Source organism: Flavobacterium faecale, from assembly GCF_003076455.1.
GTDB lineage: Bacteria > Bacteroidota > Bacteroidia > Flavobacteriales > Flavobacteriaceae > Flavobacterium > Flavobacterium faecale.
On the sequence record NZ_CP020918.1, the window covers coordinates 677,413 to 701,710 of the forward strand.

The following is a 24,298-nucleotide window of genomic DNA, read 5'->3' on the forward strand; positions in this document are numbered from 1 at the left end:
ATACTGATACCTCTCTTAACGATGTCTGAATTTAGACTTTCCTTATTGAGTAAATTTCTAGTTTTCTCCATTGTGGCTATTTCTGTAAATTTATTATGGGGATACACAGGAATATTAAGTCTTGGTCACGGAGTTTATTTTGCACTTGGCGGCTACGCTATGGCGATGTATATGAAACTACAATCACAACCTTTACCCGATTTCATGGAATGGTCAGGAATCGAAGTTTTACCTTGGTTTTGGGCTCCTTTCAAATATTTCCCTAGCACATTGGCGATGATTATCATTTTACCGGTCGCCCTAGCATTGCTTGTCGGGATACCGCTTTTCAAATCAGGTACAAAAGGAGTTTATTTCACGATTATCAGTCAAGCGATAACACTAATTATGTCTATTCTATTTGTAGGTTCACAAGGATTTACCGGAGGATCAAATGGAATTACTGGTTTTGATGGTTTATTCGGACTTACACTACACGACCCAATACTAATCAAAATACTTTATTTATTAGTTGTTGCGATATTAATAGGAATCTACTTCCTAAGTAAATTCATGCTTAACTCACACGGGGGAACTATCATCCAGGCTATAAGAGACCGCGAAACTAGATTGCGTTTCCTAGGATACAAAACCGATTCGTTTAAGATAATTACATTAGCAACCTCTGCTGCTATTTGTGGTATTGCAGGAGCTTTGTTCGTGCCTATTGTTGGAATTATTTCTCCTTCTATTATGAGTATTTTAATGTCGACCGAATTTGTTATTTGGGTCGCTATTGGAGGAAGAGCTACATTACTAGGTCCTATTGTAGGAGCAATTTTAATCAATTATGCTAAAACAAGTTTTTCTGAATCAATGCCAGAATACTGGTGGTACTTTTATGGTTTCTTATTCATAGCAGCAACCATCATTGTCCCAAAAGGAATTGTTGGTACATTATTGGAGAAAAAATGGTTCAACAACACCTTTAACAAACTTAAAAATGAGTAGATTTCATCAAATAATACCAAACCCCATCATTAGTTTAAGAGATGTTGAAGTAGATTTTGATGGGTACAAAGCACTAAACAACATTACGATCGATTTTCCTTTCAAAGGAGTTCAGTTTATCATTGGCCCAAATGGAGCAGGTAAAACTACCATACTGGACGCTATATGTGGACGTGTGAAAACCTCAAAAGGAATTATTGTATACAAATCTGAAATAGAAATACAGAACAAGAAACCAGAAAGCATCGTTCACTTAGGAATTAGTCGCAAATTTCAAAACCCAACCATTTTCAATACACAAACCGTTTTTGAAAATATGAAATTGGCCTTAATTACTGGAAAAAACACACTATGGTATCTTTTTAGCTCCAAAATCACACAAGAACAACACGACATTATAGATGAGACATTAGCAAAGCTGAATTTATTAGAAGTCAAACATGCCATTAGCGGCTCCTTATCACACGGTCAAAAGCAGTGGCTGGAAATAGCTATGTCCATTATCAACAAACCTGAATTATTATTGGTAGATGAACCTATTGCAGGAATGTCTCCCAACGAAAGAGATAAAACTGGTGAACTACTAACTCAAATTGCTCAGGAAAGAACTGTTTTTGTGGTAGAACACGATATGAAGTTCGTAAGCAATTTTTCTACTTCGGTATTAGTTATGCACGAAGGACGAATCATTGACAACGGTACTTTTGACAAAATAGTCAACAATCAAGAAGTCATCGAAATTTATTTGGGACGACAAAAGTAAGCAGCTATCTGTTTACGAATGTTCTCCTAATAATTCATCCACATAATTCAATAAACATGTTTGAAATAAAAAACTTGACCGCTGGATATTCTTCAGAAACCTCAGCCATTCACGACATCAATATAACCATTCCCAAGAACGAAATTTGCTCTATTATAGGAAGCAATGGAGCGGGAAAAACCACGCTTCTTAAAGGAATCATGGGACTATTACCTTCTAAATCCGGAGAGATTATCTTTGACGGCACAGATATTACTAATTTTGATTCGGAAGCCATATCTCAATTAGGCATTGGCTACGTTCCACAAGGTAGAATGATTTTCCCGTACTTAACTGTTGAAGAAAATCTTCTACTAGGATGCGAAGTACGAAAAATGAACTTGAAAAAAGCACTCGAAATTGGATACGATTATTTCCCCGACCTAAAAGGAATTAGTAAACGAAAAGGCGGAATGTTAAGTGGTGGACAACAACAACAATTAGCCATCGCTAGAATGCTTGTCATAGAGCCCAAAATGATTTTACTAGACGAGCCCGCAGAAGGAATTCAGCCTAACGTAGTACAAGAAATTGGAAGAATCCTTCAAAAAGTCACCTCAGAATTGAATGTATCTGTTCTTTTAGTCGAACAATTTGTTGGCTTTGCACTCGATTTATCACACTCCTATTATTTCCTACAAGGTGGAGAAATTACCAAAAACGGAAGAATTACAGAAGAAAATAAAGCTCAAATCATCGACAGTATTAAACTGTAAATTTAAAAATTATCTTACAATAATAAACTAATTACTAATTCATTTCAATAAAAAATCCCAAATTCAATCAAATGAATTTGGGATTTTTTTATATTTAAAACTGCTATATTACAATTCAAATGCTCTTTTAGGATTGTTATCCAAAAGTAATTCCATTGGGTTTTCCAAAGCTTCTTTAACCGCTACCAAGAAACCAACTGATTCTTTACCATCAATGATTCTGTGGTCATAAGAAAGTGCCACGTACATCATTGGGTGAATTTCTACTTTACCGTTTACAGCAATTGGGCGCTCAATAATATTGTGCATACCTAAAATTCCTGATTGAGGAGGGTTGATAATTGGAGTAGACAACATCGATCCAAATACACCACCGTTAGTGATTGTAAATGTACCACCTGTCATATCATCAACAGTGATTTGTCCGTCACGTGCTTTGATAGCCAATCTTTTGATTTCAGCTTCAATTCCACGGAAAGTTAAGTTTTCTGCGTTACGCACTACAGGAACCATCAAACCTTTTGGTCCAGAAACTGCGATAGAGATATCTGCAAAATCAAAAGCGATTTTGTGATCACCATCCATCATAGAGTTTACGTCTGGGTACAATTGTAATGCTCTAGTTACCGCTTTGGTAAAGAAAGACATATATCCAAGACCAACACCACCGTGTTTTGCTTTGAAGGTATCTTTGTATTCGTTACGGATATTGTTGATAGGTGTCATGTTTACTTCGTTAAAAGTAGTCAACATTGCTGTTTCGTTTTTAGCTGCTACAAGACGCTCAGCTACTTTACGACGCAACATAGACAATTTAGTACGCTCTTGTCCACGGCTTCCACCTGTTGGAGTTCCCATTGAAGGAACAGCATTTACTGCATCATCTTTAGTAATTCTTCCTCCTTTTCCAGTTCCTAAAACTGTTGCTGGAGCAATATTTTTTTCGTCTAATATTTTCTTAGCTGCTGGAGATGGAGTTCCTGTAGCATAAGTCGCTGCTGGTGCCGCAACTGGTGCTGGTGCAGGAGTTGCTTTTGGCGCTTCAGCTACTGGAGCTGCCGCTGCTGGCGCATCACCTGCTGGTTTTGCTGCTGCTGTGTCAATAAGGCAAACTACTGCTCCTACTGCTACTGCATCACCTTCTTCTGCTTTTAGGGTAATGATACCACTTGCTTCTGCAGGCAATTCTAATGTTGCTTTATCTGAATCTACTTCAGCAATTGCTTGATCTTTTTCAACATAGTCACCATCTTGTACTAACCAAGTGGCGATTTCAACTTCTTTAATAGATTCCCCTGGTGATGGAACTTTCATTTCTAAAATCATGTTCTTATATTTTAAATTATGAATTTTAATTTTTTAAATCTTATTATTATCGAATGGTCCTAGCCCTGATAGAAGCGGCATCCTTTTTCTTTTTTTTCAAAAGAAAAAGATATAGCTGATAGCAGGAAATAGCTCCAAATTATTATCTAAATAATGTGTTATCAAATACCATTTTAATAGCATCTGCATGACGACGTTTTGCACGTGTATAACTTCCTGATGCTGGTGCAGAATACGCTTTTAATGAAGCTAATCTCCATTTTACCAAATCAAAGTTCATCAACATGAACGAGTAAGCTCCCATGTTTTTCGGCTCTTCTTGCGCCCAAACGTAATCGTCAGCATTTGGATACAATGCAATAATAGCTTTTAATTGATCTACAGGCAATGGGAATAATTGCTCGATACGAACAATTGCCACATCTTTGCGACCATTATTTTCTCTCTCTGCAGTAAGATCGTAATAGAATTTACCAGTACAGAAAACCAATGTTTTCACATCTGCTTTATTTACTGTGTTGTCATCAATTGTTTCTTGGAATTCTCCATTTGCAATTTCGTCCACGGTAGACACACATCTTGGGTCACGCAATAAACTTTTTGGAGAAAATACAACCAAAGGTTTACGGTATGTAGTTTTCATTTGTCTTCTCAACAAGTGAAAAAAGTTGGCTGGTGTTGTACAATCTGCTACATACATATTATGACGTGCACATAGTTGCAAGTAACGCTCCATACGTGCAGACGAGTGCTCAGCACCTTGACCTTCGTATCCATGAGGCAATAACATTACCAATCCGTTTTGATTGTTCCATTTGTCTTCTCCACAAGAGATGTATTGGTCAATCATAATTTGAGCTCCGTTAGAGAAATCTCCAAACTGTGCTTCCCAAATTGTCAAGGCATTTGGATTTGCTAAGGCATAACCGTAGTCAAAACCTAATACACCATACTCAGACAAGAAAGAGTTATATATACGGAAGTTTCCTTTTTTGTTTTCGATGTTGTTCAACAACACCACTTTTTCTTCTGAATCTTCTACTTTTACAACCGCATGACGGTGAGAAAAAGTCCCACGCTCTACATCTTGACCAGAAATACGAATATCATACCCTTCTGTCAATAATGTACCGTAAGCCAATGTCTCAGCAGTACCCCAATCTACTGCGTCGTTATTATAAACAGTTTGTCTATCATTAACGATTTTAGTGATTTTATTGATGAATTTTTTGTCTGATGGTAAGTTTGATACTGTTTTGATGATCGAGTCAAGAGTTGCTCTTTCTACTTTAGTATTTGCTTTCTCCAACATTCCTTTATCAGAAACTTGCTCAAAACCAATCCATTCATTTCTCATAAACGGAGTGATCACTGTCAATTCTTTTTTACGAGACGCTTCAAGATTTTGATCTAGGTCTTCTTTGTATTCTTTCTCTAAAGTCTTAACCAAATTACCATCGATTACACCTTGAGACAATAACTTCTCAGCATATATATCTCTTGGATTTTGGTGCTTAGCGATGATTTTGTATAAAACTGGTTGTGTAAAACGAGGCTCATCACCTTCATTATGACCGTATTTTCTATATCCTAATAAGTCAATAAATACATCACGACCAAACTCCATTCTGAAATCCAATGCAAATTGAATAGCGTGTACAACTGATTCTGCATCATCTGCATTCACGTGTAATACAGGTGACAAAGTAACTTTGGCAACATCTGTACAATAGGTTGATGAACGAGCGTCAAGGTAGTTTGTTGTAAAACCTACTTGGTTGTTGATTACAATATGGATAGTTCCACCGGTTTTGTAACCATCTAATTGTGCCATTTGAATAATCTCATAAAGAATACCTTGTCCTGCAATTGCAGCATCACCGTGAACGGCAATAGGTAATACTTTAGAAAAATCATTTGGATAATATTTATCTTGTTTCGCTCTAGTGATTCCTTCAATTACTGCACCTACAGTTTCAAGGTGCGAAGGGTTTGGAGCCAAGTTGATGTTGATTTTTTTACCAGACTTGGTAACTTTGTCAGCTGTAAGACCTAAATGGTATTTTACGTCACCGTCAAAATATTCTTGATCATAATCTTTTCCGTCAAACTCCCCAAAAATGTCTTGAGTTGATTTTCCAAAAATATTAGCCAAAACATTCAAACGACCACGGTGTGCCATTCCCATTACAAACTGCTCTACTCCTTTTTCGGCTGCTCTTTCGATCAAAGCATCCAAAGCTGGAATGATAGTCTCTCCACCTTCAAGTGAAAAACGTTTTTGACCTACATATTTAGTATGCAAGAAATTTTCAAAAGAAACCGCTTGGTTCAATTTGTTTAAAATTCCTTTTTTCTCCTCTGAAGAGAACGTAGGCTGGTTTTCGTTGATACTTAATTTGTCTTGAATCCATTCAACAATTTCTGGCTTACGGATGTACATGTACTCCACACCAATATGTTGACAATAAATTTTTCTTAAATGCTCAATAATCTGAGCTAGTGAAGAAGGTTGTAGCCCTAAAACTTTGGCAGCGTCAAAAACCGTACTTAAATCGGCAGATGAAAGACCAAAAGTCTCTAAATCTAAAGTTGGAGTAAATGATCTACGATCTCTTACCGGATTTGTTTGGGTAAACAAATGTCCTCTAGAACGGTACCCTTCAACCAATTTCAAAACTTTAAATTCTTTTTGAAGTTGCTCTGAAATCTTACTGTTATCAACAGGAGTCGATACTACAGAAGAAACAGATGCTGCGGGTGCGCTGTATTGTGCTCCGTTTTCGTCATTATACGTTTCCATCCCAAAGTCAAAACCTTGAAAGAAACTTCTCCAGCTTGGCTCAACGCTATCTGGGTTTTCTAAATATTGATCGTATAGTTGCGCGAAAAATTCGGTATGTGCTGCGTTTAAAAATGAAAACCTATCCATAATGTTAGTGAATATACTTTTTGTTAAATAGTTCGACAAAAATACAATAATCAATTATAACTGAATCTTTTTTTTAGCTACTTTTACATATAGATTTGTTAAAAAAAACTATAATTAGATGAAAAATACTCACCAATCAAGCTTTTTAGACCTACAATTTATTTTAATAGCACTTTTTGTAAGTTGTTTTGCAAGTGCTCAATTTCAAAATAAAAACCCCAATCTTCCCAATAATTTTTTGGATAAGGTTCAATTTGGAGGAGGACTTGGGCTCAGTTTAGGAAACGGCTACACCGATATATCCATCTCCCCATCGGCAATTTACAACGTTAATCAATACTTTTCGGCGGGACTTGGCGTACAATATACCTACGCAAAATTAAAGAATTCCTATACCTCAAACCTTTATGGCGGAAGTGTGATCACCTTATTCAATCCACTACCAGAAATCCAACTTTCGGCAGAATTAGAGCAACTTCGTGTCAACGTAACTGGTGTACCTTCAAATAATTTTACCGAAAATTTTTGGAATACCGCCCTGTTTTTGGGTGCAGGTTATCGTAGTAGTAACGCCACTATTGGTATACGATACAATGTTTTGTACAAAGAAAATAATCTTGCCTACAACACAGCATTCATGCCTTTTGTACGATTTTATTTTTAAGATTAGGAGCAAATTCCCGCCATACACTTCAAGCTATTCAAGTCTCAAGCTGTTTTTGTAGGGTCTAGGAGGAGCTTCTTTTAGTCGCTCTGCTAGCCCTACAAAAACTAGCTTTTTCCTTTAATAGGCTTTTCGTTTCTGTCAGGGCTAGTAAACTACTACTTGTATTTATTTCGAAACCAAACCTTTTGCCATTCTCTTTTTAAAATCAAGAAAGCAACATCTGCAGACAAGGCAACCAAATCAGATCCGTCCAAAGCTTTGATTTGCTCTTCAGACACATCGATTATATATAGGAGGTTCAAATATTCAGCAAATTTATACTGAATCATACGGTATATTTTTTCGTGCAACTGAACTTTAAGTTCATCAGGCGCAATACTTTTCGGAAAATCAATTCCTTCGTTTGCCAAATTGAAATCCTTATTAATCTGCTCAATCAAAGCAAGATATAACGATTCTTTCGATGCTTCTTCGAGCAATAATTCAGCAGAAATTGGAGCTATAAAATTCATTATTTTTTATTTTTTTTAGTATCCCAAGCCTTCACAATTTTTGCCAGCAAGCTATCACCTCCTGCATAAAAAAATACTGCTCCCATTGGTGGATTTGAAGCGGGCAAATAACCAAAAATTGTTGGCTCCCAAGCCCAGCATTTAAAATAAGTACCTACCAATTCGATAAAAACAACACAAAGCGCTATAAAACAATATAGATTTTGCCATTGTTTCCTTTTTAATAACCAAAAGAAACCAACACCAAAGAGTAGTGAAAAATAATCTTGAAGAAAAATAGCTACTCCCAAAAATAATAGGGCAAAAAACAGTAAAAAGTATTTCTGAATGTGCTTTTCCTTAGCGTATGCCCAAGTCGTATACGCGTACACATAACCCGAAGCATAAACGATAGCATGCCCCAAGGGTACGTAAAACGGAATCATATCTGTGCGGTAGTCGTACATACCGAGTAGCTTACAAAAAATAAGTTCTCCGATATAGGACAAGCCCACCATAACAAGCATTAATTTTTTTAATTGCTTTTCGGCAGCATAATAAAAACCTGCAAAATACAGCAATGCCATCACATTGGTAATTTGTCGGCCGTCAAAATACTGTTCTGTAAAAGCAACCGAATCGATGCCTAATGCTAAAATGGTAAAAAACGGAAAACAAAGCGCAAAGACCAATTGAAGTCTTGTACTTGAAACCGATTTTATATCCAAATTTACAGTACTACTATTACTCATACTATACGATTTGAATTAGGCTTTTCTATTCATTAAATTCTCACCAAAAGCTTTTAACAATAGCTTTTTATCCTCGGCAATATTCATTTTTTCTAAAGTCTCAAAAGCCTTCATGGTATAGTCTTCGATAGCCGTTTGCGTAATAATATCTGCAGTTGAACGAACAAAAATAGCTTTGACATTTTCGATTTTTTCGGTACTATCTTCGAGTGAACTTGCAAACCATTGTAATAACAAAGCTTTATCTTCCGGAGTTGCAGCCGAAATAGCTTTTAGATACAGATAGGTTTTTTTATTTTCGATAATATCACCACCAACTTGTTTCCCAAAAGTTTCTGGATTACCAAAAGCGTCTAAATAATCATCTTGCAACTGAAAAGCAAGACCAAGATTTAGTCCAAATTCATAAATTAGATTTGCGTTTTCGGTTGTCGTTTCGGCAATTATAGCCCCCATTTTCATAGCAGCAGCCACCAATACAGCTGTTTTGTACTCGATCATTTTCAAATACTCAGGTATTGTAACATCGGTGCGTTCTTCAAAATCCACATCCCATTGTTGACCTTCACAAACCTCCAAAGCTGTTTTACTAAATAATTTTGCCAAATCTCTAAAGATAGCTGGCTCATATTGTTCAAAATATTGATACGCTAATATCAACATAGCATCACCAGACAAAATTCCGGTATTAATGTTCCATTTTTCATGTACCGTTTGGTTTCCACGACGCAAAGGCGCATCATCCATAATATCATCATGCACTAACGAAAAATTATGAAAAACCTCCACTGCCATTGCTGCCGGAAGCGCTTGCTCACATGATGCGTTAAAAACCTCTGCGGCCATCAAAGTCAATACTGGACGCATCCTCTTGCCACCTAATTCTAAAATATACTGAATAGGTTCGTATAGATTTTTAGGCTCTTTATCTATAGACTGATTTTGTAAATAGTTGATAAAGATATCCTGGTACTGCGAAATAGATTGCATAAAAATAATTTTCGGCTAAAATACAGTAATCCTACTTGATTACAAACACGCAATAAAAATCAAATGTTAAATAAATGCAAATACAAAGGAAACTATTTTGGTGTTTAAAGTTTCCTGTCTACATTTGCCCAAAAATTAACATATTCAAAATTACTCTTAACTAGTCATTAAGACCTCAAATAAGCATGCTATGGAAACAAAATGGACTATAGATTCAGATCAATCTGATGTACTCATAAAAATCAAACATTCAATCGTAGCGTACATCGCAGGAACTACAAACAACTTTAAAGGGAATGTAGATTTAAAGGATGACCATATCGAAAACGCCAATATAGAATTTTCACTGGATGTGAACAACAAAGAAAACAAACTGGAGCAAATTGACACTTTTTTAAGAATAAATGATTTTATTGAAACGGAACGATATCCTATTATTAACTTTAAATCGACCTCTTTTCAAAAGGTAAATCAAAACATCAATTTCTTAAAAGGAAATTTGACGGTAAAAAACATCACCAAAGTAATCGAGCTCGATACCGCATTTTTGGGATATAATTTTTACAACGGTGTTCGAAAAGCTTCTTTTGAAGTAAAAGGAACAATCAACAGAAATGATTTCGATCTAAAGACAAACTCCATTTTTCAAAAAGATGGTATCATGATGGGACAAGATTTATTGATTGAAGCCAATCTAGAATTTACAGCATAAAAGAATTAATGAAAAGATAATGAAAGAGAAGATAATAAAAAAAGCTGGCGAGCTATTTTTAAGACTAGGATTCAAAAGCATAACGATGGATGACATTGCGGGCGAAATGTGTATCTCAAAAAAGACAATTTACAAGTATTTTTGCAACAAAGAAGTACTTGTAGAAGAAAGCACCAACTTGATGCACATCGAGATTCATCAAACGATCGATAGAATAATGGCAGAAAACAGAAATGCTATCGAGGAGAATTTTAAAATTCGCGAAATGTTTAGTGATATGTTCAAATCATCTGCCGACACGTCACCACTCTATCAATTAAAAAAACATTATCCTGAGATTTACCAAAAAGTAATCTCAAGAGAAATAACAGATTGCTCCACTTGGTTCCGAACCAATATTGCAAAAGGTATAGCTGAAAATTTGTATCGAAAAGAAATAGATATAGAAGCTTATGTTCAATTTTATTATACCTTAATATTCAATATTAACGAGAATACAAGTTCTGAGAAAGAATTGCAACGATTAGAATTACAAGTATTGGAATATCATACCCGAGCTATGGCAACAGCAGACGGAATTATAGAACTAGAAAAACAACTACAAAACACAAATACCAAATGAGAAAACTAATTTTATTAACGTTCTTAACTTTTGCCCTGACGGTAAAAGGCCAAGAAATAAAGAAGTTAACGCTAAAAGATGCGATTACTTATGCCCTAGAAAACAAAGCGGACGCCAAAAAAGCAAAGCTAAAAGTAGAAAACAGCGAATACCAAATCCAAGAGGTACGCGCGCGAGCTTTACCGCAAATTGCAGCCACAGGAAGTCTAAATTACAATCCTATTTTACAAACTACAGTAATTGATGGTGCAGCATTTGGAGCACCTGGAACAACTATCCAAGCAGCCTTTGGGCAAAAATGGAGCTCAACTGCAGGAGTTTCTTTAACACAAGCCTTGTTTGACCAATCTGTTTTTATTGGATTAAAAGCCGCTAAGACTACGAGAGAGTTTTACCAAATAAATGACCAATTAACAGAGGAACAAGTAATTGAGAGAGTAGCAAACAATTATTACCAAGTATATGTTTTGCGTCAAAAATTAGCATTATTAGAAAGCAACTTAGCTACAACAACAAAAGTTCGTGACATTGTAAAAGGACAATATGATAATGGTTTGGCCAAAAGAATCGATTTGGATCGAATGACCGTAAACTTGTCAAACATCAAAACTCAGAAAATTCAAATAACCAATGCAATTCAATTACAAGAAAACACATTAAAATTCTATATCGGAATGCCAATCGATACCGTAATTGAAATTCCACAATCTGATTTTGAAGTTACACCAGCAGCACTTTCTGAAACACCAAACACTTCTACGCGTACAGAGTTTTTGGTTTTGAAAAAACAAGAAGAATTATTAGAGCTTCAAAAGCAATCGGTAATGGCGGGTTACTACCCTACACTATCTTTATCTGCTAGTTACAATTATATTGGACAAGGGCAACAATTACCTTGGTTTGCAAAACCTTCAAATGGTGTATACTGGTCAGATTTCTCTGCTATTGGACTAAATTTAAGAGTGCCTATATTTTCTGGATTTAGTACCAAAGCCAAAGTAAGTCAAGCTGATGTACAACTAAAATCGTTGCGTGAAGATATTAACGATACCAAACTTGCATTGGATCTTGATTATAAAAATGCTAAAACTCAAATCGAAAATAGCCTTACCACTATCCAGAACCAAAAAGAAAACATGCAATTGGCTGAGGAAATTAGACAAAACATCAATAACAATTTCTTGCAAGGTCTAGCTTCTCTGACCGATTTGCTAGATGCTGAAAACGCTTCTACCGATGCTCAAAACAATTATACAGCAGCCATATTAGATTACAAACTGGCTGAAATCAAACTTATCAAATCAAAAGGACAACTAAAATCATTAATAAATAACTAAAATGAAGAAGACCATAACTACCGTAATTATCATTATCGCTGCACTAGCTTTAATAGGTTTTATATTGACGAAGAATAAAACAGAGAACGAAGAAAAAATTGCCATTGTTGCTGAGAAAAACGCAAGTGTATCTGTAAAAGTAGCTACTGTAAAAACGGAAGAAGTTTCTTTGGATTTCGTTGCAAATGGTACTTTTGAAGCCAAACAAGAATTAATTTTTACAGCTGAAAAATCAGGAAAAGTAATTAGTGTATTAGCTAAAGAAGGTGATCGTGTGAGCGTAGGTCAAACCCTTGCAATTATGAGAGGTGACGCTATAAATATTAATGCTCAAGCAGCTCAAGCGGCATACTTAAACGCTAAAACTGATTATAGCCGTTTTGAAAACGCTTATAAAACTGGAGGAGTAACCAAACAACAATTGGATCAATCAAAAGTAATGATGATCAATGCTGAAGCAAGTTACAAGCAAGCCAAAATTAATATTGGTGATACTCGAATTAAAGCGCCTATAAGTGGATTTATCAATAAAAAATTCATTGAGCCAGGTTCTATGTTAACAGCAATGCCGTCTACTAATTTGTTCGAAATTGTAAATACGAATACGCTAAAATTAACCGTGGCTGTCAACGAATCTCAAGTTGCAAAATTGAAAACAGGAAATACTATTTCAGTTACTTCAAGTGTATATCCTGACCAAACTTTTTCGGGTAAAATCACTTTTATTGCAGCAAAAGCTGATGCTACTCTAAATTTCCCTATCGAAATCGAAATTGCAAATAACACCAATAACGATTTGAAAGCAGGAATGTATGGAACTGCAACTTTCAAATCGGCACAACAACAACAAAACCTTACAGTTATTCCAAGAACTGCCTTTGTAGGTAGTGTGAATAGCAACCAAGTTTTCGTAGTAGAAAACGGAATCGCAAAAATGAAAAAAGTAACTGGTGGAAGAATTTTTGGTGACCTAGTAGAAGTTATAAATGGCTTATCTGATGGAGAAACTGTTGTTACTACAGGTCAAATCAACCTTCAAGATGGAAGTACAGTAGAAGTTATCAAATAATTTATTTCTAGTAATCAACAGATAAAAACATATGAAATTAGCAGAAATATCCATAAAACGTCCCTCGTTGGTGATTGTACTTTTTACAATCCTGATTCTAGGAGGACTATTCAGCTATAGCCAATTGGGCTATGAGCTGATCCCGAAATTTGAAACCAATGTAATCACCGTTGCTACCGTTTATCCTGGTGCTTCGCCAAGTGAAATTGAGAACACCGTTACCAAAAAAATTGAGGATGCCATTTCTTCTTTAGAAAACATCAAAAAGATTGACTCTAAATCATACGAAAGTCTCTCAATCGTTTCAATCACCTTAACATCAAATGCTAATGTTGACAACTCGATGAATGATGCACAACGAAAGATTAATGCCGTATTAAGTGATCTTCCTGATGATGCCGATCCTCCATCTATGACAAAATTCTCTTTGAGTGATTTGCCAATCATTACGCTTGGAGCCAATGGTAAAATGGACGAAGCTGCTTTTTATGACTTAATTGACAAAAAGATTGCTCCTGTGTTATCTCGTGTACAAGGGGTTGCGCAAGTAAACATTATTGGTGGACAAGAACGTGAGATTCAAGTGAATCTTGACGCTACAAAATTGCAAGGATACGGATTATCTATCCCGCAAGTTCAACAAATCATCTTGACTTCAAACTTGGATTTCCCTACGGGTAACATTCAAACTCGTGAACAAAAAATATTAATTCGTTTAGCCGGAAAATATAAAAATGTTGACGAACTAAGAAACCTTGTTGTCTCGTCTCAAAACGGAATACAAGTTCGTTTAAGAGATGTAGCAGATGTACAGGATACACAAAAAATTGCTGAAAAAATTGCACGTGTCGATCAAAAAAGTGCGATCGTATTGCAGATTGTTAAACAATCAGATGCAAATGCCGTTGCAGTAAGTGAATTGGTAAACAAATCGATAGCTAAACTAGAAAGTGATTATAAGGTCAACGAATTAGAATTAATTACCGCAAAAGACAGTACAGTATTCACACTAGAAGCAGCTGACTCTGTACTACACGATTTATTAATCGCAGTAATCTTGGTTGCCTTGGTAATGTTGTTCTTCTTGCACAGTATTAGAAACTCATTGATTGTAATGGTTTCGATTCCTGCTTCGTTGATTGCAACCTTCATCGGGATTTATCTTTTAGGATATACTTTGAACTTAATGAGTTTATTAGGACTATCGCTCGTGGTAGGTATTCTGGTCGATGATGCCATTGTGGTATTAGAAAATATTTACCGTCACATGGAAATGGGTAAAAGCCGTATTCGTGCTTCCTATGATGGTACTGCCGAAATTGGTGGTACAGTAACCTCAATCACCCTAGTAATTGTGGTCGTATTTTTACCAATCGCAATGAGTAGTGGTTTGGTATCAAATATTATCACGCAGTTTTGTATGACGGTTGTAATTTCGACATTATTGTCTTTATTAGCATCGTTTACAATTATCCCTTGGTTGTCTTCTCGTTTTGGTAAACTAGAACATATTGAAGGAAAAAATCTTTTTGGAAGAATCATTCTTGGTTTCGAAAGCTTACTAACACGTTTCACAAACTGGGTTACTGAAATTCTTACTTGGTGTTTGAATCATTATATCAAAACTATTTTGGTTGTTTTAGTGTTATTCTTCTCCTCTACCATGGGACTTGTTGGTGGTGGATTTATTGGTGGTGAATTCTTTGCTGCTTCAGATAGTGGTGAGTTTTTAGTTCAAATAGAACTTCCAAAAGATGCTTCGTTAGAGCAGACCAATTTTATGACACAAAAAGCGGAAGCTTTCTTAAAAACACAAGAATACGTACACAGCCAAATTACGACAGTAGGACAAACCTCTGAAGGAATGGGAGCATCACAAGCCACAGCTTACAAAGCAGAGATTGACGTAAAAATGATCGAGCAATCAGAACGTACAGACGATGCTTCTGTTTATGCTGCAAAAATCAAACGTAAGTTAGAAAAAGTATTAGTTGGAGCGAAAGTAAAAACAGTTCCCGTAGGTATCCTAGGTACAGCAGAAGATGCTAAATTAGGATTGATCGTTACAGGTCCTAATGTAGAAAGCGCTATGAAATTTGCCAAACTTGCAGAAGCTGAACTACGCAAAATTCCTGGAACTACAGAGATCAAATTAACCGTTGAAGATGGAAATCCAGAAATCAATGTGCAAGTAGATCGCGACAAAATGTCGGCACTAGGTTTGACTTTGCAAACAGTGGGTATGACCATGCAAACAGCCTACAGTGGAAACACAGATGGAAAATTTAGAGCAGGAGAATACGAGTATGATATTAATATTAAGTACAATGCTTTTGATCGAAAAAACATTTCTGATGTAAGTAATCTGATTTTCACCAATAGCATGGGACAACAAATTAAACTTTCTCAATTTGCAACAATTAAGGAAGGTTCTGGACCAAGTAAATTGGAGCGTAGAGACAAAACTGCTTCTGTTACTGTTCAAGGTCAAAACATTGGAGTTTCGGCAGGTACAATTGTAACGCAATGGCAAGAAAAACTAGACAAATTAGAAAAACCAACCGGTGTAGGTTACATTTGGGGTGGTGATCAAGAAAACCAATCAGAAGGTTTTGGTACTTTAGGAATTGCATTATTGGCGGCTATTGTATTGGTATACCTTGTAATGGTTGGTTTGTACGACAGTTTTGCACATCCATTTGTTGTATTGTTTGCTATTCCGCTTTCCTTCATTGGGGCGATGTTAGCACTGGCTTTGACAAATAATTCTTTGAACATATTTACCATTTTAGGAATCATTATGTTAATTGGACTGGTATGTAAAAATGCGATTATGTTGGTCGATTATACCAATCAACGTCGTAAAGCAGGTGAAACGATTAGGACTGCCTTGATTCAAGCCAATCATGCACGTTTGCGTCCGATCTTAATGACGACAATTGCCATGGTATTTGGTATGTTCCCTATTGCATTGGCATCTGGAGCTGGTGCAGGTTGGAAAAACGGATTGGCATGGGTAATTATTGGAGGATTAATCAGTTCATTATTCTTGACTTTGATTATCGTTCCTGTAATTTATGAAATCATGGAAAAAATAATTGCAAAATTCTCTAAAGGAGACAAAGTCGATTATGAAGCCGAAATGGTTGCCGATTACGTTCACAAAGAACTAAATGAAGATGGGTTCAATCCTGAACACAATCATTAATATCTAAGCAGCAATGCTAAATTATACAAAAAGGGATTTCCGAAGTTGGAAATCCCTTTTTGTATTTCTATTCAGCAGCTAACATTGATTTACTTTGTCTTAGCAGCAGTTAAACAATTGAGGAATTAAATTCGATATATAAACCGCAAAAGGGTAGACTTTGCAGTACAGAAGTAGTAGTTATCCTTAAATATACAACTTTACCGGCGCTTCCATACAAAAGTTCACGGACATTACTTTATCATAAAATCAAAAAAGCCCAAAAATCAATTGACTTTTGGGCTTCTTTTCATAATCTCAATCAAGAGATTATACCATTATATTTGAATTAGTTATTTGCTAGGGCATCTTTCTTCCAACTTTTTACAGCAACTACTTTGTTTGAAGCATAATCTACTTCGTTCAAAGTACCTTCAGTCCAATGGAACCATTTTCCAACTTTTTCGCCTTTATTATATTCAGCGATAGCGATCTTTTTTCCATTAGCATCAAAAGAAACCCATTCTCCTTGAAGTTTACCATCTTTAAACATTCCTGTTTGCATTACTTGACCATTATCATAATAATAAGTTGCCAATACCATGTTGTCTTTTGCTACTTCTAATTTTGGTTCTACTACATTTGCAAATAACATCCCTGACATTAACATTGCTCCTAATATGATGTATTTTTTCATGATCTTAACGTTTTAATAATTTCTTACTCCAAATATAGAACTAATTAGTACAATAAAAAAACAATTTGGTAACAATTTGGTAACATACAGCAATTTTAACACTTTCGAAAAAAAAAGCCCCTCAAGTAAGTTCTTGAAGGGCCTTCATTTCAATAAATCTAACTAAATAAAAAACATTACTCTTCGTTTGCAATAGCCTCTCTCTTCCAACTCTTTACAGCAGCGATGCTGTTTTTAGAATAATCAACTTCATTTAAGGTACTATTGTTCCAGTAAAACCATTTGCCCACTTTTTGACCTTTATCATAAGTAGCAACAGCACTTTTGTTTCCGTTTACATCATAAGAAGTCCATTCTCCTTGTAATTTTCCGTCTTTAAAAAAACCTTCTTGCATCACTTGCCCATTTTCATAGTAATAGGTTGCTTTTACCTTTTCACCTTGCGCTTCCAATTTTGGCTTAGCATTTTGAGCGAATAGCATTCCAGAAAGTAGTAGTAACGTGGTGATTATATATTTTTTCATCTTTGTATAATTTAAATTAGCAGGCTACAAATATACAAAACATTTTACGTTAAAAAAACAATTTGGTAACAATTTGGTAACATTGAGCAGAATTTAACGTTTTTAACATCCCAAAAAGCAAATTAGAACCAAAAAAAGCAAAAACACAATCCTAAGTTCATAATTAGTCCTAAATTTGCATCCGTATTTAAAAAGACCAATACTATACATTTAATTCATATTATTAGTACACATTAGATACATTTCAAATTCAAAAGAAGTAATCTCACGACTTACAAGAATTTTGCATCACAAAAAAAGCATTAAAAAAATAAAACAAACTAAGAATGTATAGAAGTCATAATTGTGGCGAATTAAACGCCTCACACATAAACACAGAAGTAACTCTTGCAGGTTGGGTACAAAAATCAAGAGACAAAGGTTTCATGAACTGGGTTGATTTAAGAGACCGTTATGGTATTACACAATTGATATTTGACGAAGGAAGATCTGAAAAAACAGTATTCGAATTAGCAAAGACCCTAGGTCGCGAATTTGTAATTCAAGTAAAAGGAACTGTTATTGAGCGTGAGGCAAAAAACAAAAACATACCTACAGGTGATATTGAAATTTTAGTTTCATCACTTATCATATTAAATGCTGCAATAACTCCTCCATTCACTATTGAGGATGAAACAGACGGTGGTGAAGATATTCGAATGAAATATCGCTACCTAGACATCAGAAGAAATCCAGTAAAAAACAGCCTTCTTTTTCGTCACAAAGTTGCCATGGAAGTTCGTAAATACTTATCCGATTTGGATTTTTGCGAAGTAGAAACACCTTACCTTATTAAATCAACACCAGAAGGTGCTAGGGATTTTGTTGTTCCTTCTCGAATGAATGAGGGTCAGTTCTATGCGCTACCACAATCACCACAAACCTTCAAACAATTATTGATGGTAGGTGGAATGGACAAATATTTTCAAATCGTAAAATGCTTCCGTGACGAAGATTTACGTGCAGACAGACAACCTGAGTTCACACAAATCGATTGCGAGATGGCATTTGTAGAACAAGAAGATATTTTGAATATTTTTGAAGGTCTAACCCGTCATTTATTAAAAGAAATCAAAGGTGTTGAAGTAGATAAGTTTCCGAGAATTACCTACGACTACGCCATGAAAACATACGGAAATGACAAACCAGACATTCGTTTTGGAATGAAGTTTGGCGAATTGAACACGGTTGCACAACACAAAGAATTCCCTGTTTTCAATGCTGCCGAATTGGTGGTTGGAATCGCTGTTCCGGGAGCAGGAAACTATACTCGAAAAGAAATCGACGCCTTAATTGATTGGGTAAAGCGTCCACAAGTGGGTGCATCAGGAATGGTGTACGCAAAATGTAACGAAGACGGAACATTCAAATCCTCAGTCGACAAATTCTACAACCAAGACGACTTAGCACAATGGGCGAAAATTACCGGAGCAGTTGCCGGAGATATGATTTTTGTATTATCTGGACCAGCCAACAAAACAAGAACACAACTTTCTGCCTTGCGAATGGAATTAGCAACGCGTTTAGGTTTGAGAAAACCAGAAGAATTTGCTCCATTATGGGTTGTAGACTTCCCATTATTAGAATTTGACGAAGAAAGTGGTCGTTATCATGCAATGCACCACCCCTTCACCTCTCCAAAACCAGAAGACATGCACTTATTGGAAACAGACCCAGGCATCGTACGTGCCAATGCCTATGACATGGTTTTGAACGGAAATGAAATTGGAGGAGGATCAATTCGTATACACGATAAAGAGACACAACAATTAATGTTCAAATATCTAGGTTTTAGCGAAGCAGAAGCAAAAGCACAATTTGGATTTTTAATGGATGCGTTCCAGTTTGGAGCACCACCACATGGAGGCCTAGCTTTTGGACTAGATAGATTAGTTGCTATTTTAGGAGGACAAGAAACTATCCGTGACTTTATCGCCTTCCCGAAAAACAATTCAGGACGTGACGTTATGATCGATGCACCATCAGCTATTGATACAACACAATTAAAAGAACTTCATATCAAACTGGATTTATAGCAGCCAATATATTTTTGATTAAAGAAATTTTTCTTATTCGAAAGCAAAAAAAAAACCGAATCGTAACCACAACTGGTAATGGATTCGGTTTTTGCATTATTTTACATTTGAATTTCAGCAGTAAAATGCAACAAATACCTATAGTATTAATTTTTTTTTTGATGCTATTCGAATAAAAAACACAAAACAATTCGCAACCAATGATTCAAATTATTGTAAAAAGTAAGCGACAAAAATTAGAACTTATAAAATTTTTTTCTACTATCAAAAAATCTGAAAATAGAAAATAAAACAAAACCTTCAATAAAAGCAGATAAATATCACAAGAACGACCTTCAAAGAAAAGATAAAATTTACTTTTAAGCTTGAATTAATCGCAATAAAATAAGCGAATAGCCTGAATATCAATTATTTTTACAAAAAAACGCACATTAATGGTGTTCGTATTATATTAAATATTACATTTGCGACATTATAAATTATTATTACTATTACAATGCGTACAGGTACAGTTAAATTTTTCAATGAGTCTAAAGGTTACGGATTCATTACAGACGAAGAAACAGGAAAAGACATTTTCGTTCATGCTTCAGGAATCAACGCGGAAGAATTGCGCGAAGGTGACAGAGTAAGTTACGAAGAAGAAGAAGGAAGAAAAGGTAAGGTTGCAGCTCAAGTAGCAGTTATCTAAGAATAAAATTAATTTTTTATTACCAAAGAATGTTAAAAGCGTTCCAACAAATGTTGGAACGCTTTTTTTTTGCTCTAGTTTCAATTCAATAAAAAACCTTAAGTAGAAAAATTCTAAATAGCATAAAAATTGGGAAAATTTTATAACTTAATCTATTTCTAATGTTGTGTTTTCGCTCACTGAGTCTTATCTTTGCGACTAGTATTAAACGAAAATATAACAAAATATGCTTACTGATCAATCAAACTACATCCCAATCTTTATGCAAATTTTACTTGCAGTAGGTTTTGTGGCAGGAACTATTGTTGCTTCTGGAAAATTAGGTCCGAAAAGAAGATCTGAAAAAAAGGATATAAATTTCGAATGTGGTATTGAATCTGTAGGTAACGCACGTATACCTTTTTCGGTAAAATACTTCTTAGTAGCTATTTTATTTGTTTTGTTTGATGTTGAAGTAATCTTTTTATATCCTTGGGCGATTAATTTTAAAGAATTAGGAATCGAAGGTCTTCTAAAGATGATTATTTTTATGCTATTGCTCTTGGTTGGTTTTTTCTATATCATCAAGAAGAAAGCTTTAGAATGGGAATAAAATAGCATACCTTAAACCAGAATTAAAAAACAAAATAAGATTTACAATACATTATTTAGATTAGGCTAACCTCTAAACTAAATTTTAAATCTAAAAATCACAATGAGCGAATCAAAAACAAATATGGTTGCGCCACCAGAAGGCGTGGTTGGTGAAGGTTTCTTCGCTACCAAGTTGAATGACGTGGTAGGATTAGCTAGAGCTAATTCTCTTTGGCCTTTACCTTTTGCAACGTCATGTTGCGGAATTGAATTCATGGCCACAATGGCATCTCATTATGATTTGGCACGTTTTGGTTCTGAACGTGTAAGTTTTTCTCCCCGTCAAGCAGATATGTTAATGGTAATGGGAACTATTTCGAAAAAAATGGGACCTATCTTACGCCAAGTATACGAGCAAATGGCAGAACCTCGTTGGGTAATTGCTGTTGGAGCTTGTGCATCATCGGGTGGTGTTTTTGACACTTACTCTGTTTTGCAAGGTATTGACAAAGTTATTCCCGTAGATGTATATGTACCTGGATGCCCTCCTAGACCAGAACAAATTGTTGATGGAGTAATGAAATTACAAGAATTAGTAAAATCAGAATCTGTAAGACGCAGAAGCACTCCAGAATACCAAGAATTATTAGCTTCTTATAATATCAAATAAGCATTATGGCATTAGAAACAGCTCAAATTCAAAACAAAATATCGGCTACTTTTAGCGATATTCCTTTTGTTTACAAACAAGAAAGAGACATTTTATCAGTGGAAGTTCCTGCAGATAAAATATCGGCCATAATCCTATTTTTAAAAAATGATCCCGAATTACGTTTTCATTTCTTAACTGATTTATGTGGTGTTCATTATCCTGAAAACGAAGCTGACAGACAAATGGTTATCGTCTACCACATGCATAACTGGTACGAAAATACAAGAATTAGAATCAAAGCATATATAAACGGTCAAAAACCAGAAATAAAATCTATTGCAAGTATTTTTCCAACAGCAAACTGGATGGAGAGAGAAACTTTTGATTTTTACGGAGTAGATTTTGTTGGACACCCACAATTAAAAAGAATCTTAAACATGGACGAGATGACATCTCACCCTATGCGAAAAGAATTTCCGCTTGAGGATGGAGGTCGAACAGACAAAGATGATCGCTTTTTCGGAAGAACAGCTAGCAACCGCTAGAAAATAAAGAAATATAATTTTTCACATACTATAGATGTCAGAACTATTATTACCACCAGAGCATCGTTATGCTAAAATAATGAAGGAAAAACTAAATGAAGACGGAAGTGAACTTTCGATTCTGAATTTAGGTCCTACACACCCAGCCACACATGGTATTTTTCAAAATATCTTGTTAATGGATGGTGAACGCATCATCGAAGCTGAACCTACGATTGGTTACATTCATCGTGCCTTTGAAAAAATCGCGGAGAATCGTCCTTTCTACCAAATTACACCACTTACAGACCGAATGAACTATTGCTCCTCTCCTATTAACAATATGGGATGGTGGATGACTTTGGAAAAACTTTTAGGAGTTGAAGTACCGAAACGTGCGCAATACCTGCGTGTAATTGTAATGGAATTGGCTAGAATTACAGATCATATCATTTGTAACTCAATCCTTGGTGTAGATACTGGTGCTTATACCGGATTTTTATACGTATTTCAATTTAGAGAAAAAGTATACGAAATCTACGAAGAGATTTGTGGTGCTCGTTTAACTACAAATATGGGTCGAATTGGTGGTTTCGAAAGAGATTGGACTCCAAAAGCATTCGAATTATTAAATACATTTCTTGAAGAATTTCCTCCAGCTTGGAAAGAATTCGAAAACCTATTCGAAAGAAACAGAATTTTTATTGATAGAACAGTAAACGTAGGACCAATTACTGCTGAAAAAGCAATGGCTTACGGATTTACAGGTCCAAACTTACGTGCAGCCGGTGTCGATTATGACGTACGTGTAGCACAGCCTTATAGTTCTTACGAAGATTTCGATTTTGAAATTCCAGTAGGGAAATCAGGTGATACTTACGACCGTTTTTGTGTTCGTAATGCAGAGGTTTGGGAAAGCTTAAGTATCATTCGTCAAGCTTTGGCTAAAATGCCAGCTGGGAACGAATACCATGCTGAAGTTCCTGATTATTACCTACCTCCAAAAGAAGATGTGTATCACAATATGGAGTCTTTAATTTACCACTTCAAAATTGTTATGGGTGAAGTTCCTGTTCCAGTTGCAGAGATTTATCATCCTGTTGAAGGTGGTAATGGTGAATTAGGTTTTTATTTGGTGACAGATGGAAGCCGTACACCATACAGACTACATTTCAGAAGGCCTTGTTTTATTTATTACCAAGCCTATCCAGATATGATTAAAGGTGCAATGTTATCCGATGCCATCGTAATTCTATCAAGCTTGAATGTAATTGCAGGAGAATTAGACGCATAAGAATTAAGGAATTGAGATTAAGGATTTTAGAATAACAATATCGGTTAAAGAAAGAATATAGATTTTGGCCATTTTAGGAAAAAAGCATTATCTCGGTAATCGCTTTAAATCCTAATTCCTAAATTTAAAATCTAAAATAGAGAATGGAAAAAACACATTTTACACAAGAAATAAACATGACTCCTGAGTTAATGGCGCGTATAGAAGAATTATGCAGTCATTACCCAGCAGACAAACGTAAATCTGCTTTATTACCTGTTTTACATGAAGCACAAGATGCACATGATAACTGGCTAAGTATCGAATTACAAGATAAAGTTGCCGAAATTTTAAACATAAAACCTGTAGAAGTTTATGAGGTAGTTACATTTTACACAATGTACAACCGTAGACCTATTGGAAAGTATATGTTTGAATTTTGCCAAACGTCTTCTTGTTGCTTAAGAGGAACAGAAGATTTAATGGATTATACTTGTGAAAAATTAGGTGTAAAAATAGGTGAACCAACTGCAGACGGACTTTTTGAAGTTCGTGGCGTAGAGTGTTTGGGTGCCTGTGGATACGCTCCAATGATGCAATTAGGTGATTTTTATAAAGAAAATCTAACTAAAGATAAAATCGATCAAATTATTGACGATTGTAGAGATAATAAAATAATATTACACGATAAATAAG

The 24,298-nt window shown here is 35.4% G+C and carries 23 protein-coding genes; 16 read left to right on the forward strand and 7 right to left on the reverse strand.

From position 1 onward, the window contains the following. Positions 1 to 21: 21 nt before the first annotated feature. From urtC to FFWV33_RS03040, 3 genes are read left to right on the forward strand one after another with little or no spacing between them, the layout of a single operon-like run. Complete coding sequence (gene urtC / locus FFWV33_RS03030) at positions 22 to 990, forward strand: urea ABC transporter permease subunit UrtC (protein ID WP_281261791.1); 969 nt, start codon at positions 22 to 24, stop codon at positions 988 to 990. Beyond that, on the forward strand, positions 983 to 1,753 hold the full coding sequence (locus tag FFWV33_RS03035; protein WP_108739538.1) for an ATP-binding cassette domain-containing protein: 771 nt from the start codon (positions 983 to 985) through the stop codon (positions 1,751 to 1,753). Before urtC ends, FFWV33_RS03035 begins: the two co-directional genes overlap by 8 nt. 56 nt (positions 1,754 to 1,809) lie before the next feature. Continuing rightward, positions 1,810 to 2,508: an ATP-binding cassette domain-containing protein gene (locus FFWV33_RS03040; protein ID WP_108739539.1), complete on the forward strand. Its 699-nt coding sequence runs from the start codon at positions 1,810 to 1,812 to the stop codon at positions 2,506 to 2,508. A gap of 108 nt (positions 2,509 to 2,616) precedes the next feature. On the opposite strand, the gene odhB is transcribed toward FFWV33_RS03040, so the two are convergent. Both odhB and FFWV33_RS03050 read right to left on the reverse strand, forming a co-directional pair. Further along, positions 2,617 to 3,834 carry a 2-oxoglutarate dehydrogenase complex dihydrolipoyllysine-residue succinyltransferase gene (gene odhB / locus FFWV33_RS03045; protein ID WP_108739540.1) on the reverse strand — a complete coding sequence of 406 codons (1,218 nt, stop codon included), beginning with the start codon at positions 3,832 to 3,834 and terminating at the stop codon, positions 2,617 to 2,619. 142 nt (positions 3,835 to 3,976) lie between these two features. Continuing rightward, positions 3,977 to 6,766, reverse strand: coding sequence for a 2-oxoglutarate dehydrogenase E1 component (locus tag FFWV33_RS03050; protein ID WP_108739541.1), 2,790 nt, complete (start codon positions 6,764 to 6,766; stop codon positions 3,977 to 3,979). A 118-nt stretch (positions 6,767 to 6,884) separates the two neighbouring features. Here FFWV33_RS03050 and FFWV33_RS03055 point away from each other — a divergent pair, with 118 nt between their 5' ends. Beyond that, positions 6,885 to 7,430 carry a hypothetical protein gene (locus FFWV33_RS03055; protein ID WP_108739542.1) on the forward strand — a complete coding sequence of 182 codons (546 nt, stop codon included), beginning with the start codon at positions 6,885 to 6,887 and terminating at the stop codon, positions 7,428 to 7,430. A 158-nt stretch (positions 7,431 to 7,588) separates the two neighbouring features. Here FFWV33_RS03055 and FFWV33_RS03060 read toward each other — a convergent pair whose 3' ends face one another. From FFWV33_RS03060 to FFWV33_RS03070, 3 genes are read right to left on the reverse strand one after another with little or no spacing between them, the layout of a single operon-like run. Further along, positions 7,589 to 7,945 carry a hypothetical protein gene (locus tag FFWV33_RS03060; RefSeq protein WP_108739543.1) on the reverse strand — a complete coding sequence of 119 codons (357 nt, stop codon included), beginning with the start codon at positions 7,943 to 7,945 and terminating at the stop codon, positions 7,589 to 7,591. Then, on the reverse strand, positions 7,945 to 8,676 hold the full coding sequence (locus FFWV33_RS03065) for a hypothetical protein (RefSeq protein ID WP_108739544.1): 732 nt from the start codon (positions 8,674 to 8,676) through the stop codon (positions 7,945 to 7,947). Before FFWV33_RS03065 ends, FFWV33_RS03060 begins: the two co-directional genes overlap by 1 nt. Before the next feature lie 15 nt (positions 8,677 to 8,691). Then, positions 8,692 to 9,666: a polyprenyl synthetase family protein gene (locus FFWV33_RS03070; protein ID WP_108739545.1), complete on the reverse strand. Its 975-nt coding sequence runs from the start codon at positions 9,664 to 9,666 to the stop codon at positions 8,692 to 8,694. Between the two features lie 190 nt (positions 9,667 to 9,856). Between FFWV33_RS03070 and FFWV33_RS03075 the strand changes: the two genes are divergently transcribed. The 5 genes from FFWV33_RS03075 to FFWV33_RS03095 are packed head-to-tail and all read left to right on the forward strand — an operon-like array spanning position 9,857 to position 16,614. Further along, positions 9,857 to 10,378: a YceI family protein gene (locus FFWV33_RS03075; protein WP_108739546.1), complete on the forward strand. Its 522-nt coding sequence runs from the start codon at positions 9,857 to 9,859 to the stop codon at positions 10,376 to 10,378. 19 nt (positions 10,379 to 10,397) lie between these two features. Beyond that, positions 10,398 to 11,000 carry a TetR/AcrR family transcriptional regulator gene (locus FFWV33_RS03080; protein ID WP_108739547.1) on the forward strand — a complete coding sequence of 201 codons (603 nt, stop codon included), beginning with the start codon at positions 10,398 to 10,400 and terminating at the stop codon, positions 10,998 to 11,000. Then, positions 10,997 to 12,337 (forward strand): TolC family protein, encoded by a 1,341-nt coding sequence (locus FFWV33_RS03085; protein ID WP_108739548.1) that lies wholly within the window; start codon positions 10,997 to 10,999, stop codon positions 12,335 to 12,337. The genes FFWV33_RS03080 and FFWV33_RS03085 overlap by 4 nt, the downstream gene beginning before the upstream one ends. A 1-nt stretch (position 12,338) precedes the next feature. After that, positions 12,339 to 13,406, forward strand: coding sequence for an efflux RND transporter periplasmic adaptor subunit (locus FFWV33_RS03090; RefSeq protein ID WP_108739549.1), 1,068 nt, complete (start codon positions 12,339 to 12,341; stop codon positions 13,404 to 13,406). 31 nt (positions 13,407 to 13,437) lie between these two features. Continuing rightward, entirely contained in the window at positions 13,438 to 16,614 is a 3,177-nt protein-coding gene (locus FFWV33_RS03095) for an efflux RND transporter permease subunit (protein ID WP_108739550.1), read from the forward strand. Between the two features lie 328 nt (positions 16,615 to 16,942). Here FFWV33_RS03095 and FFWV33_RS03100 read toward each other — a convergent pair whose 3' ends face one another. Continuing rightward, positions 16,943 to 17,290, reverse strand: a complete 348-nt coding sequence (locus tag FFWV33_RS03100; RefSeq protein WP_108739551.1) for a toxin-antitoxin system YwqK family antitoxin — start codon at positions 17,288 to 17,290, stop codon at positions 16,943 to 16,945. A gap of 176 nt (positions 17,291 to 17,466) precedes the next feature. After that, positions 17,467 to 17,814, reverse strand: a complete 348-nt coding sequence (locus FFWV33_RS03105) for a toxin-antitoxin system YwqK family antitoxin (RefSeq protein WP_108739552.1) — start codon at positions 17,812 to 17,814, stop codon at positions 17,467 to 17,469. A 326-nt stretch (positions 17,815 to 18,140) separates the two neighbouring features. On the opposite strand from FFWV33_RS03105, the gene aspS reads away from it, so the two are divergent. The 7 genes from aspS to FFWV33_RS03140 all read left to right on the forward strand — a co-directional run bounded on the left by aspS (position 18,141) and on the right by FFWV33_RS03140 (position 24,297). Further along, positions 18,141 to 19,889, forward strand: a complete 1,749-nt coding sequence (gene aspS, locus FFWV33_RS03110) for an aspartate--tRNA ligase (protein ID WP_108739553.1) — start codon at positions 18,141 to 18,143, stop codon at positions 19,887 to 19,889. 496 nt (positions 19,890 to 20,385) lie between these two features. After that, entirely contained in the window at positions 20,386 to 20,580 is a 195-nt protein-coding gene (locus FFWV33_RS03115) for a cold-shock protein (protein ID WP_108739554.1), read from the forward strand. A 226-nt stretch (positions 20,581 to 20,806) separates the two neighbouring features. Further along, positions 20,807 to 21,172: an NADH-quinone oxidoreductase subunit A gene (locus tag FFWV33_RS03120; protein WP_108739555.1), complete on the forward strand. Its 366-nt coding sequence runs from the start codon at positions 20,807 to 20,809 to the stop codon at positions 21,170 to 21,172. 102 nt (positions 21,173 to 21,274) lie between these two features. After that, on the forward strand, positions 21,275 to 21,823 hold the full coding sequence (locus FFWV33_RS03125) for an NADH-quinone oxidoreductase subunit B (RefSeq protein ID WP_108739556.1): 549 nt from the start codon (positions 21,275 to 21,277) through the stop codon (positions 21,821 to 21,823). A 5-nt stretch (positions 21,824 to 21,828) separates the two neighbouring features. Beyond that, positions 21,829 to 22,350: an NADH-quinone oxidoreductase subunit C gene (locus FFWV33_RS03130; protein ID WP_108739557.1), complete on the forward strand. Its 522-nt coding sequence runs from the start codon at positions 21,829 to 21,831 to the stop codon at positions 22,348 to 22,350. Positions 22,351 to 22,384: 34 nt separating this feature from the next. Beyond that, entirely contained in the window at positions 22,385 to 23,623 is a 1,239-nt protein-coding gene (locus tag FFWV33_RS03135) for an NADH-quinone oxidoreductase subunit D (RefSeq protein ID WP_108739558.1), read from the forward strand. 143 nt (positions 23,624 to 23,766) lie between these two features. Then, positions 23,767 to 24,297 carry an NADH-quinone oxidoreductase subunit NuoE family protein gene (locus FFWV33_RS03140; protein ID WP_108739559.1) on the forward strand — a complete coding sequence of 177 codons (531 nt, stop codon included), beginning with the start codon at positions 23,767 to 23,769 and terminating at the stop codon, positions 24,295 to 24,297. Position 24,298: the final 1 nt, after the last annotated feature.

What these genes read in the sequence shown, in the direction of transcription:
- FFWV33_RS03035 (WP_108739538.1), top strand. Translation starts at nt 983, where the DNA reads ATGAGTAGATTTCATCAAATAATACCAAACCCCATCATTAGTTTAAGA.
- FFWV33_RS03085 (WP_108739548.1), top strand. Translation starts at nt 10,997, where the DNA reads ATGAGAAAACTAATTTTATTAACGTTCTTAACTTTTGCCCTGACGGTA.
- FFWV33_RS03040 (WP_108739539.1), top strand. Translation starts at nt 1,810, where the DNA reads ATGTTTGAAATAAAAAACTTGACCGCTGGATATTCTTCAGAAACCTCA.
- odhB (WP_108739540.1), bottom strand. Translation starts at nt 3,834, where the DNA reads ATGATTTTAGAAATGAAAGTTCCATCACCAGGGGAATCTATTAAAGAA.
- FFWV33_RS03055 (WP_108739542.1), top strand. Translation starts at nt 6,885, where the DNA reads ATGAAAAATACTCACCAATCAAGCTTTTTAGACCTACAATTTATTTTA.
- FFWV33_RS03130 (WP_108739557.1), top strand. Translation starts at nt 21,829, where the DNA reads ATGGCATTAGAAACAGCTCAAATTCAAAACAAAATATCGGCTACTTTT.
- FFWV33_RS03070 (WP_108739545.1), bottom strand. Translation starts at nt 9,666, where the DNA reads ATGCAATCTATTTCGCAGTACCAGGATATCTTTATCAACTATTTACAA.
- FFWV33_RS03125 (WP_108739556.1), top strand. Translation starts at nt 21,275, where the DNA reads ATGAGCGAATCAAAAACAAATATGGTTGCGCCACCAGAAGGCGTGGTT.
- FFWV33_RS03140 (WP_108739559.1), top strand. Translation starts at nt 23,767, where the DNA reads ATGGAAAAAACACATTTTACACAAGAAATAAACATGACTCCTGAGTTA.
- FFWV33_RS03080 (WP_108739547.1), top strand. Translation starts at nt 10,398, where the DNA reads ATGAAAGAGAAGATAATAAAAAAAGCTGGCGAGCTATTTTTAAGACTA.
- urtC (WP_281261791.1), top strand. Translation starts at nt 22, where the DNA reads ATGTCTGAATTTAGACTTTCCTTATTGAGTAAATTTCTAGTTTTCTCC.
- FFWV33_RS03095 (WP_108739550.1), top strand. Translation starts at nt 13,438, where the DNA reads ATGAAATTAGCAGAAATATCCATAAAACGTCCCTCGTTGGTGATTGTA.
- FFWV33_RS03065 (WP_108739544.1), bottom strand. Translation starts at nt 8,676, where the DNA reads ATGAGTAATAGTAGTACTGTAAATTTGGATATAAAATCGGTTTCAAGT.
- FFWV33_RS03090 (WP_108739549.1), top strand. Translation starts at nt 12,339, where the DNA reads ATGAAGAAGACCATAACTACCGTAATTATCATTATCGCTGCACTAGCT.
- FFWV33_RS03075 (WP_108739546.1), top strand. Translation starts at nt 9,857, where the DNA reads ATGGAAACAAAATGGACTATAGATTCAGATCAATCTGATGTACTCATA.
- FFWV33_RS03100 (WP_108739551.1), bottom strand. Translation starts at nt 17,290, where the DNA reads ATGAAAAAATACATCATATTAGGAGCAATGTTAATGTCAGGGATGTTA.
- FFWV33_RS03060 (WP_108739543.1), bottom strand. Translation starts at nt 7,945, where the DNA reads ATGAATTTTATAGCTCCAATTTCTGCTGAATTATTGCTCGAAGAAGCA.
- FFWV33_RS03115 (WP_108739554.1), top strand. Translation starts at nt 20,386, where the DNA reads ATGCGTACAGGTACAGTTAAATTTTTCAATGAGTCTAAAGGTTACGGA.
- FFWV33_RS03120 (WP_108739555.1), top strand. Translation starts at nt 20,807, where the DNA reads ATGCTTACTGATCAATCAAACTACATCCCAATCTTTATGCAAATTTTA.
- FFWV33_RS03135 (WP_108739558.1), top strand. Translation starts at nt 22,385, where the DNA reads ATGTCAGAACTATTATTACCACCAGAGCATCGTTATGCTAAAATAATG.
- FFWV33_RS03050 (WP_108739541.1), bottom strand. Translation starts at nt 6,766, where the DNA reads ATGGATAGGTTTTCATTTTTAAACGCAGCACATACCGAATTTTTCGCG.
- FFWV33_RS03105 (WP_108739552.1), bottom strand. Translation starts at nt 17,814, where the DNA reads ATGAAAAAATATATAATCACCACGTTACTACTACTTTCTGGAATGCTA.
- aspS (WP_108739553.1), top strand. Translation starts at nt 18,141, where the DNA reads ATGTATAGAAGTCATAATTGTGGCGAATTAAACGCCTCACACATAAAC.